Origin of the sequence: Gordonia amicalis, assembly GCF_022059885.1 — a bacterium.
Lineage (GTDB): Bacteria > Actinomycetota > Actinomycetes > Mycobacteriales > Mycobacteriaceae > Gordonia > Gordonia amicalis.
In genome coordinates this window covers 526132-539859 of sequence record NZ_CP091855.1, presented here as the reverse complement: position 1 = coordinate 539859, position 13728 = coordinate 526132, and the positions used below count along the sequence as shown (strand labels likewise).

The 13728-nt window shown below is 66.3% G+C and carries 15 protein-coding genes; 11 read left to right on the top strand and 4 right to left on the bottom strand.

Annotated elements, in window-relative coordinates:
- The first annotated feature begins 16 nt into the window (after positions 1-16).
- Entirely contained in the window at positions 17-898 is an 882-nt protein-coding gene (locus tag IHQ52_RS02530) for a LysR family transcriptional regulator (protein ID WP_238064054.1), read from the top strand.
- A gap of 64 nt (positions 899-962) precedes the next feature.
- Here IHQ52_RS02530 and IHQ52_RS02525 read toward each other — a convergent pair whose 3' ends face one another.
- The 4 genes from IHQ52_RS02525 to IHQ52_RS02510 all read right to left on the bottom strand — a co-directional run bounded on the left by IHQ52_RS02525 (position 963) and on the right by IHQ52_RS02510 (position 4515).
- The gene (locus IHQ52_RS02525; RefSeq protein ID WP_238064053.1) at positions 963-2114 is read right to left on the bottom strand and encodes an acyl-CoA dehydrogenase family protein; all 1152 of its coding nucleotides are present in this window, start codon (positions 2112-2114) and stop codon (positions 963-965) included.
- A 36-nt stretch (positions 2115-2150) separates the two neighbouring features.
- Positions 2151-2816 carry a TetR/AcrR family transcriptional regulator gene (locus tag IHQ52_RS02520; protein ID WP_006435148.1) on the bottom strand — a complete coding sequence of 222 codons (666 nt, stop codon included), beginning with the start codon at positions 2814-2816 and terminating at the stop codon, positions 2151-2153.
- The gene (locus IHQ52_RS02515; RefSeq protein ID WP_159405423.1) at positions 2809-4002 is read right to left on the bottom strand and encodes a thiolase family protein; all 1194 of its coding nucleotides are present in this window, start codon (positions 4000-4002) and stop codon (positions 2809-2811) included. The genes IHQ52_RS02520 and IHQ52_RS02515 overlap by 8 nt, the downstream gene beginning before the upstream one ends.
- Positions 4003-4194: 192 nt before the next feature.
- Positions 4195-4515: a putative quinol monooxygenase gene (locus tag IHQ52_RS02510; protein ID WP_006435146.1), complete on the bottom strand. Its 321-nt coding sequence runs from the start codon at positions 4513-4515 to the stop codon at positions 4195-4197.
- 484 nt (positions 4516-4999) lie between these two features.
- Between IHQ52_RS02510 and IHQ52_RS02505 the strand changes: the two genes are divergently transcribed.
- The 10 genes from IHQ52_RS02505 to IHQ52_RS02460 are packed head-to-tail and all read left to right on the top strand — an operon-like array spanning position 5000 to position 13724.
- The gene (locus IHQ52_RS02505; protein ID WP_198362486.1) at positions 5000-5821 is read left to right on the top strand and encodes an MlaE family ABC transporter permease; all 822 of its coding nucleotides are present in this window, start codon (positions 5000-5002) and stop codon (positions 5819-5821) included.
- Between the two features lie 55 nt (positions 5822-5876).
- Positions 5877-6749, top strand: a complete 873-nt coding sequence (locus IHQ52_RS02500; RefSeq protein WP_096272855.1) for an ABC transporter permease — start codon at positions 5877-5879, stop codon at positions 6747-6749.
- A gap of 5 nt (positions 6750-6754) precedes the next feature.
- Positions 6755-7789, top strand: coding sequence for an MlaD family protein (locus IHQ52_RS02495; protein ID WP_096272857.1), 1035 nt, complete (start codon positions 6755-6757; stop codon positions 7787-7789).
- Positions 7786-8802, top strand: coding sequence for an MlaD family protein (locus tag IHQ52_RS02490; protein ID WP_096272859.1), 1017 nt, complete (start codon positions 7786-7788; stop codon positions 8800-8802). Before IHQ52_RS02495 ends, IHQ52_RS02490 begins: the two co-directional genes overlap by 4 nt.
- Positions 8799-9812, top strand: a complete 1014-nt coding sequence (locus tag IHQ52_RS02485) for an MlaD family protein (RefSeq protein ID WP_006435141.1) — start codon at positions 8799-8801, stop codon at positions 9810-9812. Before IHQ52_RS02490 ends, IHQ52_RS02485 begins: the two co-directional genes overlap by 4 nt.
- Entirely contained in the window at positions 9812-10399 is a 588-nt protein-coding gene (locus IHQ52_RS02480; protein WP_006435140.1) for an MlaD family protein, read from the top strand. Before IHQ52_RS02485 ends, IHQ52_RS02480 begins: the two co-directional genes overlap by 1 nt.
- Positions 10345-10935, top strand: a complete 591-nt coding sequence (locus tag IHQ52_RS02475; RefSeq protein WP_006435139.1) for a hypothetical protein — start codon at positions 10345-10347, stop codon at positions 10933-10935. The genes IHQ52_RS02480 and IHQ52_RS02475 overlap by 55 nt, the downstream gene beginning before the upstream one ends.
- Positions 10932-11966: an MlaD family protein gene (locus IHQ52_RS02470; protein WP_006435138.1), complete on the top strand. Its 1035-nt coding sequence runs from the start codon at positions 10932-10934 to the stop codon at positions 11964-11966. The genes IHQ52_RS02475 and IHQ52_RS02470 overlap by 4 nt, the downstream gene beginning before the upstream one ends.
- Entirely contained in the window at positions 11963-12919 is a 957-nt protein-coding gene (locus IHQ52_RS02465; protein WP_238064052.1) for an MlaD family protein, read from the top strand. The genes IHQ52_RS02470 and IHQ52_RS02465 overlap by 4 nt, the downstream gene beginning before the upstream one ends.
- Before the next feature lie 31 nt (positions 12920-12950).
- Positions 12951-13724: a hypothetical protein gene (locus IHQ52_RS02460; RefSeq protein ID WP_238064051.1), complete on the top strand. Its 774-nt coding sequence runs from the start codon at positions 12951-12953 to the stop codon at positions 13722-13724.
- Positions 13725-13728: the final 4 nt, after the last annotated feature.

Genomic DNA, 13728 nt, shown 5'->3' with positions numbered 1-13728 from the left:
TCGGTACCTTTGGCGCATGGAGGTCCGCCGGCTGCGGTTGCTGCGTGAGTTTGCCGATCGTGAGTCGATCGGTGCGGTCGCCGACGCGATGCACATGACGCCGTCGGCGGTCTCGCAGCAACTCAAGGTCCTCGCCGACGAGGCCGGCGTGCCGCTGTTCGAACCCGACGGGCGGCGCATCCGGCTGACCGAGGCGGGCCGCGCGCTGGTGCTGCGGGCCGACGAGGTGATCGCCGCCGTCGAGCGGGCCCAGGAAGAGATGGCGTCGTATCGGTCGGGCCGGGCTCGCGTGCGGCTGGCGATGTTCCCGTCGGGCTCGACGCTGCTGTTGCCGACCGTCCTCGATCGCGCCACCGAGTCCGGGATCGAGGTGCACGCCTTTCACCTCGACGTCGGATACCCGGGTGCAGCTCCGGCTCTTGCGGACTTCGACATCGTCGTGACCCACCGGGACGAACGGGCACCCGCCGTCAACCGGTCTCGGGTGCGGGTCGCCGAGCTGATGCGTGAACCGGTCGACGTCATCGTCCCCGTCGACAGTCCGCTCGCCGAGGCCGACGAGGTGGCGGTGTCCGAGCTCGCCGAACACGATTGGATCAGCGTCGAGGGTTTCCCGGTCGACGATGTGCTGCAGTCGATCTCGGCGGTGACCGGTGTCGCGCCCCGGGTGACGCAACGCATGCTGGACTTCACCACCATCGAGGCGCTCGTCGCCGGAGGTCATGGGATCGCGTTGATGCCGCGGTTCGCGGTTCGTCACCCGGGCGTGAAGCGGCTGGAACTCAAGGGAGTTCGGGCGGCACGGGTGTACGAGGCCTTGGTGCGGCCGCGCGCCCGAACCGCGGTCGCGCAGGTCGTCGAACTTCTGATGGCCGCGGGCGCCGAACACGGTCAGTGATCGACAAAGGCCGGTGGCCCACGCTTCTCGCGTGAGCCACCGGCCTTCGTCCGTGCTCTCGGGGTCAGACGCCCAGGCTCTTGCCGACGATGTCCTTCATGATCTCGGTGGTGCCACCGAAGATCGTCTGGATGCGGGCATCGGTGTAGGCGCGGGCCACGCGGTACTCGTTCATGTAGCCGTAGCCGCCGTGCAGCTGGAGGCAGCTGTCGATGACGCGCTTGGCGAGCTCGGTGCACCACCACTTGTTCTTGGAGGCGTCGACGGCGTTCAGCTCACCGTCGAGCACGCCCTGCAGGCAGCGGTCGATGTAGACCTCGGCGATGTCCAGCTCGGTGGCCATCTCGGCGAGCGTGAAGCGGTTCGCCTGGAAGGTGCCGATGGGACGGCCGAATGCCTTGCGGTCCTTGGTGTACTGCAGGGTCTCGTCGAAGATGGCGCGGGCGCCGGCGATCGCACCGATGCCGATCGACAGACGCTCGGAGGGCAGGTTCTGCATGAGGTGGTAGAAGCCCATGCCTTCCTGGCCGAGTAGGTTCTCGACCGGGACGCGCACGTTGTTGAAGTGCAGCTCGGCGGTGTCCTGCGCCTTGAGGCCCATCTTGTCGAGCTTGCGACCGCGCTCGAAGCCTTCCATGCCGCGCTCGACGACGAGGAGCGAGAACGCCTCGTGGCCGGCCTCGGGGTCCGGGTTGGTGCGGCACACCACGACCACGAGGTCGGAGTTGATGCCCGACGAGATGAAGGTCTTGTTGCCGTTGAGGACGTAGTGGTCGCCGTCCAGCTTCGCCGAGGTCTTGATGCCGGCGAGGTCGGAACCGGCGCCCGGCTCGGTCATCGCGACGGCGAGAATCGTCTCACCGGTGGCGATACCCGGCATCCAGCGCTTCTTCTGCTCGTCGTTGGCCAGGTGGACGAAGTACGGTGCGACGACGTCGTTCTGGAGGCTGAGGCCGGGAGCTGCGCCGTCGAACTTGGCGAACTCCTCGACGACGACCGCATTGAAGCGGAAGTCGTCCATCGCGCCACCGCCGCCGTACTCCTCCGGGATGTTGAAGCCCAGGAGGCCTGCGTCGCCGGCCTTCTTGAAGATCTCACGGTCGACCTGACCGGCCTTGGTCCATTCGTCGTTGTAGGGGAGGCACTCGCGGATCAGGAACTGACGCGCGGTTTCCCGCAGGGCCTCGTGTTCGGCTTCGAAGATGGTGCGTTTCATGGCTTTTCTCCCTTTCGTGAGTCTGCGATGGATGTGTCAGTCGTCGTTCGTGCCCTGCGCGCCGACGACCCGCAGCGCGATCAGGGCGTAGGACGCCGCGACCTCGGCGGGTGTCCGCGCACCGGACGGGCGGTACCAGGTGGTCACCGCCTGGCAGGCGCCGAACAGGTAGCGCAGGACGTCCTTGACGTCCTGGTCGAACCGGAACTCGCCCGATTCCAGGCCCGCCTGGATGACGTCGGCGAGCATGGTCTCGGTCTCGGTCCGCATCGCGATGTAGGGCTCGCGGCGCGGGTCCTCCGGGTCGAGATGACGGAACTCGCTTGCGACACTGGCCAGCTCGAGGTCGCTGGTCATGTGCAGGACGATGGACTCGATCGCGTTCGACAGCTTCTCGCTCGGCGTACGTCCCTCCTCGATGGCTGCTCCGACCCAGGCGAGGACCGAGGTCATCGCCGCTTCGAGCAACTCCACGAGGATGCCGAGTTTGTTGTCGTGGTGGTAGTAGAGCGTCGGCAGGGAGACCCCGGCCCGCGAGGCGATGTCGCGGATCGAGGTCCCGTGAAACCCGCGCTCGTAGAACGCGTGCTTCGCCGCGACGAGGGTCGACGGCAGCGGCACGGGTTCGCGCCGCCGCCAGTCGTGTCCCTCGGTGTCGATCGTGAACCGTTTGGCAGCAGCGGTTTTGGCTGCCTCAGACACGTTCGATGATGGTGGCGTTGGCCATGCCGGCGCCTTCGCACATGGTCTGCAGGCCGTAGCGGCCGCCGGTTGCCTCCAGGTGGTTGACCAGGGTGCCCAGCAGGCGGGTGCCCGACGAACCGAGTGCGTGACCCAGGGCGATGGCACCGCCGCGCGGGTTCAGCTTGGCGGGATCGGCGCCGAACTCCTGGGCCCAGGCCATCGGGACCGACGCGAACGCCTCGTTGACCTCGTAGGCGTCGATGTCCTCGATGGACAGCCCCGAACGCTGGAGGATCTTGTGGGTGGCCGGGATGGGTGCGGTCAGCATGAAGATCGGGTCGTCGCCGGCGACCGAGAACGAGTGGAAACGGGCGCGCGGGGTCAGGCCCAGCTTCGACGCCATCGTGTCGCTCATGATGAGGGCACCGGATGCGCCGTCGGTGAGCGGCGAGGAGTTGCCCGGGGTGATGTGCCAGTTGATCTCCGGGAACCGCTTGGCCAGATCCTCGTTGTAGAACGACGACTTGAGCCCGGTCAGTCCCTCGGCGGTGGTGGAGGCGCGCACGGTCTCGTCGACCTTGTGCGTGAACGTCTCACCCGCGGCGTTGACCACGTCGATGGGCAGGATCTCGCGATCGAAGAAGCCATCGGCAGCGGCGGCAGCGGCGCGCTGGTGGGACTGCGCGGCGAAGGTGTCGAGTGCCTCGCGGTCGAACTTCCACTTCGCGGCCACCAGTTCGGCCGAAATACCCTGGTTGACAAGGCCTTCCGGGTAACGGGCCTCGATGCTCGGACCGTACGGGCTGCGGCCGGCGGTGGAGAAGCCCATGGGCACGCGGCTCATCGACTCGACGCCGGCGGCGATGACGACGTCGTAGGCGCCGGCGATGATGCCCTGTGCGGCGAAGTGGGCGGCCTGCTGGCTCGATCCGCACTGGCGGTCGACGGTGGTCGCCGGGACGGACTCCGGGAAACCGGCCGACAGCAGTGCGGTACGCGAGATGTTGAGCGCCTGCTCGCCCGCCTGGCCGACGCAGCCGCCGATCACGTCGTCGACGATGGCCGGGTCGATGTCGTTGCGCTCGACGAGCGAGCGCAGCACGTGGGCGAGCAGTTCGACCGGCTTGGTCTCCGACAGGGCGCCACCGGGCTTGCCCTTTCCGGATGCGAGGCGGACTACGTCGACGATGACGGCTTCGGGCATGAAGGTTTCCTCTCGAGCATGTGGTGTCGCGGACGTGACCGAGCACCGCATGGCGCCGGTCACTTTATCTAACGATCGTTATACCGGTCTAGCACGTGCCTGTCCGCTGAATCAACAAGGCGCCGGGGATTCGAGAGGTTCAGGCGCCCTCGCCCGAGTGGATTCGGGCGAGGGCGTTGTCGCGTCAGGGTGTCAGATGGCGCCCTTGTCCGCGTCACCAGCGGGAACGGCGCTGAACGTCTTCACGTCGAGCGGGCCGGCCAGCAGCGGGCCGATCTTCTTGCCGAGTTCGGTCAGCGCCGGTGCGCTGCCGTGCGTCGACAGTGCCTCGAACGACTCCCAGCGTTCGATCATCACGAGATCGGTCGAGTCGCCCGTCGCCTCGTGCAGTGCGTACTTCCCGCAGCCGGGTTCGCCGTGCACCTGGGGGATGGCGGCCAGAACAGCATCGCGGACGGCCTGCTCCTCGCCGGCCTTGGGCGAGATGGTGGCGACGACGATCACTTCGGACATGGGTGAGTCTCCTATGGATGGGGGTGGGGATGGGGGTAGGTCGTGACGTTAGGGGAGTGTCGCAGGTTCGCGTGGCGGTTTCGCCGAGCTCGCATTCGATGCCCCATGTCGCGTCGCCGGACCGCACGACGGCACTCCCGGGACCTGCCGAGGTGAGCCGAACGGGCCGCCGTCGGGAAATGAGACCGAGAACACAGTCGAGGGTTCGATGTGACTACGCGTGATGTCGGATTTGGACGGCGGCGAGAGTCTGGGGTCGGAGTGAACCCGCAGGCCAGGTGCTGCGGCCGCTGAAAAACCGTGCGGCCAAGGCGGTTCGAACGTGTGCGCGGTCCTATCTACTCGACGGTCAGTTTCGGGGCCCGAATCTTGTGGCACGTGACTTATCAGGCTTGCCCGGCAGGATCCCGGCTCCCTATGCTTCGTGCGTTCGGTCACATTTCGTGGCCGGGGGGAGTGTCGGAGCGCAGTTGACGGGGGTGTCGTGAGCACTGCGAGCATCGGGGTCGCGCGTTCGGGTCCCGTCACCTATGTGCTCGGATCGGTCCGCACGTTCGGCCGACTGATCCGGATGACGACGCGGTCGTCGGCGATTGCCGTTGCCGAGATCGTGACCGGCCGATTCCCCCTGCGCGAGAGTCTCGTTCAGGGCTGGTTCTTCGTGTCGGTCTCACTCTGGCCGGCGATCCTCATCTCCATCCCGATGGGGGTCGTGATCGCGGTCCAGATCGGCAGCGTCGCGTCCAACGTCGGCGCCAATTCGATGGCCGGCGCCGTCGGCGGTATGGGGGTCATGCAGCAGATCGCGCCGCTGGCCACGGCACTGCTCGTCGGCGGAGCCGGCGGTTCCGCCATCGCCTCGGACCTGGGCGCCAGGACGATTCGCGACGAGATCGACGCCCTGCGCACCATGGGCATCGACCCTCACCAGCGTCTCGTCGCACCACGCCTCGTGGCGATGTCGGTGGTGGCGCCGGCGCTCTCGGTGCTCGTGATCTTGATGAGCATTCTCTCCAGCTTTGCCGTTGCCGCCCTGGGTCAGGGCGTCGCACCCGGCTCGTACCGGTTGTCGTTCGGCAGCTTCGCGTCGATCACTGACCTGCTGATCTGCCTCGGCAAGGCGGTGGTCTTCGGTTTCGTCGTGGCGGCCATCGCCTGCCACCGCGGGCTGGAGGCGAAGGGCGGGCCCAAGGGTGTCGCCGACAGCGTGAATGCCGCAGTCGTGCTGGGCATCCTGGCCTGCGTCGTCATCAACCTCGCGCTGACCCAGCTGACCATGATGTTCGTTCCCATTCGATTCCTCTGACGGGTAGTACAAGTGATGCCGCGAAGAAGTGTTGGGTCGAGGTGACTGATAGTCGCTGAGCACCGAGATCAACGAACCCGCCGTGTACCGGCGTCGCGGGTTCGGCTGGACGCGCTCGATCGAGCGCGCGTGGGAACCGGTCGACGCTCTGGGACGCCAGTTCCATTTCGTGTGGATGGCGCTGCGCGGTGTCGGGCATGCGCTGGCCAAACACCGTCGTCAGACCACCGAGATCTTCACCGGCCTCGCCTGGGGCAACGGACGCGCGGTCATCGTCGGTGGCGGTGTGGCACCGGTGCTCGCGCTCATGGGCGTCGTCTCCGGCGCGATGATCGGCATCATCGGCTTCGAGGTTCTCGACATGCTCGGTGTCGGTCCGCTCGCCGGGGCCATGTCGGCGCTGGCCAACCCCCGTGAGTTCGCGCCCCTGATCGCGGCGGTCGGATTCGCCGCACAGGCCGGGTGCCGGATCACCGCCGAGGTCGGCGCGATGCGGATCTCCGAGGAGATCGACGCCCTCGAGGCACAGGCGATCGATCCGGTGCCGTATGTGGTGTCGACGCGCGTGATCGCCTCGGTGCTGACCGTGATCCCCGCCTACCTGATCGCGCTCGCGCTCGGCTTCGCGACCACGAAACTCACGGTCACCGCGGTCCAAGGCCAGGCGACCGGCGCCTATCAGCACTACTTCGACATGTTCGTGCAGCCCGTCGACCTCGTGTACTCACTGATCAAGGTCGCGGTGTTCGTCGTGGTGGTCACCCTCGTACACGCGTACCAGGGCTTCTACGCGTCCGGCGGGCCCGAGGGCGTCGGCGTGGCATCGAGCCGGGCGATCCGCGCCAGTCTTGTCGCGATCACCGTCTGCGACATGGTCCTCACCCTGCTGATGTGGGGTCTCGAATCGTCAATCGATTTCGCGGGGTGAGGAGCATGAGCTCGCATCGTGAACCCAGCATCCGCGGATACCGCATCCGTGGTCTCGTCGTCCTCGCGCTTGTTGCGGTCCTCGCGGTCGTGGTGTGGCAGAAGGTCACGCCGGCTCCCGCCGACGGCGTGCGATTCGCCCTGGTGGTCTCCGACCTCGGCGACGGTGTGGGAGAAGCGACACCCGTCCGGCTGCACGGTCTCACGGTCGGCGAGGTCGTCGACCATCGTCCGCACGGGCCGGGTCGTCAGCTGATCACCCTCTCGGTCGATGACGAGCGGTTCGGCGAACTGTCCGACGAGCTCGACGTCCGGTTCATCTCGGGCACCGTGTTCGGTTCGACGGCAGTCGAACTGGTTCCCACCGGATCCGGTGACCCGTTGCGTCCCGCGGAAGTTCTCGATCTCGGCAACGGGGCGTCCGACGACACCATCACGACGATCATGCGGGACTCGGGACGACTGATGATCGACGTCGTCAATCGTGACCTCGCGACCTCACTCGACGCCGGTGCCGAGCTCACCGCCGCGTCGGCGCCGCTGATGGCATCCGGATTGGTGATGCTGCGGACCATGCAGCGCAAGATGAACCTGTCGATGGGTGAGTTGCTGCCCAAGATCGCCAATGCCTCCGAGGGAGCCGCGGTGTTCACCCCGTCGGCCATCGGCATCCTGAACTCGCTGGCCTCGGTCGAGGATCTCGACGATCCGGCTCAGGTCGAACTGGCCAACGGCACGATCGTCGAGGTCTCGAACCTGGTCTTCTCGTTCGCCGGGCGTCTCGTGGGCGCGCTCGCCCCGATGGCCGGTCTCATGGACGTGATGCTCGACCTGATCGTCCCGCTCAACCAAGGGCTGCAAGGCATCACGCCGGCCAAGGTCGAGCGCCTGCTCGACGGCGCCGACGGGGCACTGCATCGTCGTGGCGACCGCGTCGACCTCGACACCGAGATCCTCCTGCAGGGATTCCCGGCATTCGGACAACCCCTGGCCGCACTGGCGAAGACCACGGAAGCACCGACGGAGAGGGAACAGCGGTGAAGAGTCCACGCCAAGCCGCCATCCGGCTCGCCATCCTCGGTGTTGCCGCCGCGCTCATCATCACCCTGATCGTGCAGGCCATCCAGCGTCCCGTGGCCGGCCAGACCGTGGACTACCGTGCCACGTTCGGCGACGTCTTCGGTCTGACCCAGAACGCCGACGTCCGTCTGCGCGGTGTCCAGACCGGCAAGGTGACCGGGATCGACCTGACCGACGACGCCCGTGCGGAGGTCTCCTTCCACATCCAGGACGAACACCGACTGCGTACCTCGGACAAGCTGTCCATCCGATTCCAGAACCTGACCGGGCAGCGCTACATCGAGCTCATCCGGGGCGAGGAGGCCGCGCCGGCGGTAGCCGACGGCGCACTCGTCACCAACACCGCGGACTCCTTCGACATCACCACGGTGTTCAACGGCCTGCGCCCGCTGCTCAGCGCGGCCGATCCCGAGGTCTACAACCGTCTCGCGACCAACCTGGTCGCACTCATCGACGGTGGGAGCAGCGACATGACGCCGGTGCTCAAGGACGTCTCGCTGCTCACCTCCTACGCCAGTGACCGGACCGCGGTGATGGAGACGATCGTCGGGAACCTGGAACGGATCTCGAAGGAGATCAACGGCCGCTCCGAGAATCTCGCCGCGATCCTCAAGGTCTTCCACTCGATCTTCATCCCCATCGCCACCCGTATGGAGGAGTTCCTGTCCCTGATGGGCAAGGGCTCGATCGAACTCTCCGAGATCCTGCGGGTCACCGATGCCCTCTCGCTGATGGGCCTCGGGGCGACCGGCACCACCGATGATGTGACGCAGAAGATCTCCGAGGTCATCCCGGACACCACCGCGGCGGTGAAGTCGCTGTCGATGTTGCCGGGCGTGCTCGAGGGGCTGAATCAGCTCATCCCGAAGGCGAATCCGGCGTCGTCGTGCAGCAACGGGACCTTCTCGATGCCCGTTGCCGCGACGGTGCTCATGAACGGCCGAGCCCTCACGGTGTGCAAGGGGGACCGATGAGCGACACCAGGAGCAAGACCCTGATCGGCTCGGAATATGCGTCGAGCAGATCCCAGATGTGGTGGGCGGCCATCAGTATCGCCGTCGTCGCGATCGTCATCGCGACGACGGGCATCCTGTACCTCAAGCCACCGGGCAACCAGACCTTCCATCTGCAGCTCAGCGAGTCGGGTAACCTCCGCGCGGGTGACACCGTTCGCGTGGCCGGCATCCCGGTCGGCAAGGTCCTCGGGCTCACTCTCGAAGACGACCACGTCGACGTCGAGTTCACCGTGAAGAACGATGTCTTCGTGGGGGATACGACGTCGGTGAGCGTGCGGATGCTGACCCCGGTCGGCGGTCTGTACCTCGCGATGATGCCCTCGGGTACCAACCCACTGCGTGAACCGATCCCACAGTCGCGGGCGGCGGTGCCGTTCCTCGTCAACGACCTCGTCAAGAGCGCGGTCGAGGTGACCGACGAGATCGACACCAGGGCACTACGAGATGCGATGTCCGCGTCGTCGGATGCCCTCGCCGGCGCACCCGGATCGGTGCGCAGCACGGTGACCAACATGCAGCGCATCATCGAACTGTTCGCGGAGCAGAAGAACCAGATCACCGACCTGCTGTCGCTGTCCAACGAATACGTGGGCGCGGTGCTCGACAACAAGGCGCTGATCACCGAAGTGATCCGGGCGTATGCGGTCCTCGGGCCGTCGACGATGGCGTCGGCGACCGAGACCAAGATCTTCGCGGACTCGACCTCGGTCCTCGTCGGCGTCGTCTTCGACTTCCTCTCGGGTCCCTACCAGCAGAAGATCGAGCCGCTGCTCGGGCCGGTGGTCGAGGCCAGGAACCTGAGCAAGGAGATGGAGGACTGGTCCACACAGGTCGTCGACCAGTTGCGCGCCACGCTGCTCAGCCTCGGCGAGCTCGCCGGTCCGGAGGGCAAGGCCCTCGTCGACCAGAGCGGCCTCACCACCGAACTCCCCGACGTCTGCCTGCCCGTTCCCGGACGGATCTGCTGATGACCACACCGCAACAGCCGCAGAAGATCTCGCCGGCCAGACGTCGCACGCTGGCCGTCTTCACGATCGTCGTCACCGTCGTCGCCGTCTGCAGTGTCGCCTTCACCCGCACCGACAGCGGTTCGGACAACGGCATCTGCGCGGCCTTCCAGAATTCATTCGGTCTGTACCCGGGTGCGGCAGTGACCATTCGCGGTATCCAGATCGGAACCGTCGAATCGGTGACCCCGCGCGGCACGCAGGTGCAGGTCGACATGACGATCGACGACCGTACCCTCGGCCGTGACGTCGGTGCGGCGATCGTGAACTCCTCGATCCTCACCGATCGTCGCGTCGAGCTCGTCAACACCGAAGTCCCCGATGGCGGAACCGAATTCGACGGCACCTGCATCCCGGAGTCACGTACCGCCGAGCCCACCAGCGTGCCGGACGCGTTGAACTCGTTCTCTCCCGGTTCTTCAAGGACATCACCACGGCCGACGAGTCGGGCCGCCTCCCACTCCAGGCGCTGCTCGAGGGCGCCGACCGTGAGATGGGCGGACTCGGACCGACGATCAACCGGCAGCTGCGTGAACTCGGCAACCTGATGGAGTCCCCGGACACCTTCATGAGGGAGTTCGGCACCCTGATCGAGAACAGCGCGGAGCTCACCGAGTTCGTCGATGCCGACTGGGACAACGTGTCCACCACCATCAAGACGCTGGGTCCCGGCCTGGCACTGATCGAGTACATGCTGGGTCTGGTGAAGACCATCGTCGAGAAGCTCGCCGATGCACTGGATCCGCTGGATCGGCTCTTCAACGAGAACTTCCCGTTGATCATGGATGTGCTCAACGCGTCGGTGCCGATCGTCAGCATGGTGCGTACCCAGGCGGAGGAATCGCCGGAGATCCTCGGGAAGATCCCGGGAATCCTCACGATGCTCCACCGCATGATCGAAAGTCCGGGGCGTGGTGTCGGCGTCGACTACCGCGCACCCAAGGCCGCGGTGAAGAGCGCCGACGCGGGAGCGTTGTGTGCAGCGCTCAAGAAGATCCCCGGTAGCCGGTGCGAGGTGACGTCGAAGACGATCACCGTCCCGTTGCCGCAGTTGTTGCTGAACGACCTGGGAGGCCACCGATGACCCACGGCTTCGCCTCGTCGCGTCGTCGCCTGACCTCATGGGTCGGCGTTCTCCTCGCCGCGGTGATCGTCTGTGCCGGTTGCTCGTTCAACCCCAGCAACTACGTCATGCCGGGAACCGGTGTGGGCGGTCCGACCTACCGGCTCCACCTCGAGTTCAGTTCGCTGCTGAGTCTTCCCGCCGGTGCCGAGGTACGAAGCAACGGCGCGAAGGTCGGTTCGATGAGGTCGATCACGCTCACCGACGAGGCTGCGGTCGCGCACATCGACGTCAGCGAGGATGTCGAGCTGCCGCGCGGTACGCGCGCCGAGCTGCGGCAGACGTCGATGCTCGGCGACATCTACATCGCTCTCATCCCGCCGGTCGAGATGGGGCCGGAGCTCCTCGGTGACGGTGACGTGGTCGCCCTCGACGACACCGATCCGGGTCCGCAGATCGAGGACGTGCTGGCGCGCATGGCCGACTTCGTCAACGCCGGGAGCGTCACCCGTCTCCAGGACGCCATCGCCGAGCTGAACAAGACCCTGCCCTCGGATGTCGCGGAGCTGCGTGGTCTGTCCGAATTCGGTTCTGCGGCAGTACGTGAGTCGGCAGACAACCTGGACTCTCTCGGACGGAGCATCGAGGCGGCCGACGAGCTGAGCAGTCGACTGGATGCGATGCGCGACGACCTGGGATTCATCTTCTCCGATCATGCCCGCACCCGGCTGGAGCGCGTCCCGCAGTTCATGAGCGCGGTTCTCAACGTGGTGATCGACGTGAACACCCTGACGACCGGTCTCGAATGGCTGATCCCGCGGTTGCCTCACGTCCGGGAGAATCTCGAACTGATCGCCCCGCTCATCCGGGAACCCTCGGCGAGCCCGCATCAGCTGAACGGCAATGCGGCCACCGTGACGTCGTTCACGAAGAACAAACTGGTTCCGTTCCTGTTGGGGCCCAACGTCAACGTGAAGCAGGTCAGCATGGCCGAGCAGGATGTGAGCGCGAACGCCTTCCTGCTGTTGAAGATGGTGGGGGCGGTCCGATGAGTCGAATCCCCGGATGGCTCTCGGCGGGCGCCCTGATCATGACGACGGTCCTCGGCGTCGGATACCTCCTCATCGGGGTGCTGGCCGTCGATCCGATCGAGAAGCGCACGAGCATCACCGTCGACCTGACCGACTCGTCCGGACTGAAGAGTGGTTCCGACGTGGTGTACCGCGGCGTGAACATCGGCACGGTCGACGAGGTCACCGGACGGACCGGCGGGGTACGTGTTGCGCTGACCTACGCTGCCGACCAACGGGTTCCGGTCGCGACGGACCTGAAGATCGAGCAGCTGTCGTCGCTGGGTGAGCCCGTCTTCGCCTTCATGCCCAACACGGACAGTGGACCGTGGCTGGAGGACGGCGCGCACCTGACGCAGACTGTCGAGGTGCCGACGTCGGTGGCGCAGCTCCTCGGTGACACCTCGGCGATGCTCGAACAAGTCGAACCCGAGCGGGTGACGAGCCTGCTCGACACGCTCTCGCAATCGGTCACCGGAGTGGAGTCCGCGGTCACCCCGGCGGTGCGTCGCGGTGCCGACCTCCTATTGATGACGCTGACGGCGCGGCAGGGGCATCTCGATGCGCTGACCGATCACATGACCGAGATCCTCTCCAAGACAGACGAACTGAAGCCGGCGATGATGGCTGCTCCGCCTCAGCTCGATGCGTTCGGCGAGTCCCTCGGCGTGTCCTACGAGTACCTGTTCTTCGCGTCGCGGAAGCTGCGCGGCAGCGAGGTGATGGGGTCCTGGCGCGACGAGCAGAAGCAGCTGGTCGAGGTGCTGGAGAAACTGTCGCCCGACCTCCTCGCGCTCGGTGGCATCCTTCGCCCCATCTCCAAGGCGACCGGACCGCTGGTCGGCATGATCGACCTCGCCGACCTTCTCGACCACGCCATTCATTCCCTTCCCGGCGACCGGCTGCGTGTCACCCTGACCGCGCCGGGATCATGATCTACAACCCCAAGCAGTACAAGGAGTACCGATGAGCACCCACGACGACCCGACCGCAGGGGCCGACCACGCCGAGGACACGTCCGCAGAAACGGCATCGTCGGCGGTCGCACTCGACGAGGCGCAGCCGGTCGAGGCCGGGGCCGACGGGCCGGTGAAGCCCAAGAAGGACAAGGGCGCCAAGGACAAGTCCGGTAAGGACAAGAACGCGTCTGCCAAGAACGGCAAGAAGAAGGGCGGGAAAAACAAGTCGGGCAGCAAGTCCGGCGCCGCCCCGGCTGCGCGTGTCCCGCTGATCGCGGTGTCGGCAGTGGCCGCGGTCGCCGTCGTACTGGCGGCGGTCTTCGGAATCCTTTGGGCCACCGACGGTTCCGCCGATGAACTGGCCGCGGTCAACGCGAAGATCGCGACCGAGACCGAGGCCGAGAAGGTCGCCGGCGACTATGCGCTCAACGTGTCGAAGGTCGACTACCAGGACATCGACGCGTGGCGTAAGGCGCTCGAGACCGGTGTGACGCAACAGCTCAAGGAGAAGATGGGCACCGCGGTGGACGTCGTCGCACCGCTGCTCACCCAGATGCAGTACGTGTCCACGGCGGAGAAGCTCGCCGCGACCGTCGCCAGCTCGAACGGAAACCAGTACGTGGTCCGCGTTTTCGTCGACATGGACTCCAAGAGCCGCCAGACGCCGGACGGCGTGACCGTCACCGCCAGTTACACGATCACCCTCGACAAGGCCAGTGGCTGGACCATCACCGATGTCGGCGGTCTCGGCGCGGGCCTGCCCGGCCAGCCGGGTAACTGACCGC

What these genes read in the sequence shown, in the direction of transcription:
- IHQ52_RS02530 (WP_238064054.1), top strand. Translation starts at nt 17, where the DNA reads ATGGAGGTCCGCCGGCTGCGGTTGCTGCGTGAGTTTGCCGATCGTGAG.
- IHQ52_RS02525 (WP_238064053.1), bottom strand. Translation starts at nt 2,114, where the DNA reads ATGAAACGCACCATCTTCGAAGCCGAACACGAGGCCCTGCGGGAAACC.
- IHQ52_RS02515 (WP_159405423.1), bottom strand. Translation starts at nt 4,002, where the DNA reads ATGCCCGAAGCCGTCATCGTCGACGTAGTCCGCCTCGCATCCGGAAAG.
- IHQ52_RS02510 (WP_006435146.1), bottom strand. Translation starts at nt 4,515, where the DNA reads ATGTCCGAAGTGATCGTCGTCGCCACCATCTCGCCCAAGGCCGGCGAG.
- IHQ52_RS02495 (WP_096272857.1), top strand. Translation starts at nt 6,755, where the DNA reads ATGAGCTCGCATCGTGAACCCAGCATCCGCGGATACCGCATCCGTGGT.
- IHQ52_RS02485 (WP_006435141.1), top strand. Translation starts at nt 8,799, where the DNA reads ATGAGCGACACCAGGAGCAAGACCCTGATCGGCTCGGAATATGCGTCG.
- IHQ52_RS02480 (WP_006435140.1), top strand. Translation starts at nt 9,812, where the DNA reads ATGACCACACCGCAACAGCCGCAGAAGATCTCGCCGGCCAGACGTCGC.
- IHQ52_RS02475 (WP_006435139.1), top strand. Translation starts at nt 10,345, where the DNA reads ATGGGCGGACTCGGACCGACGATCAACCGGCAGCTGCGTGAACTCGGC.
- IHQ52_RS02470 (WP_006435138.1), top strand. Translation starts at nt 10,932, where the DNA reads ATGACCCACGGCTTCGCCTCGTCGCGTCGTCGCCTGACCTCATGGGTC.
- IHQ52_RS02465 (WP_238064052.1), top strand. Translation starts at nt 11,963, where the DNA reads ATGAGTCGAATCCCCGGATGGCTCTCGGCGGGCGCCCTGATCATGACG.
- IHQ52_RS02460 (WP_238064051.1), top strand. Translation starts at nt 12,951, where the DNA reads ATGAGCACCCACGACGACCCGACCGCAGGGGCCGACCACGCCGAGGAC.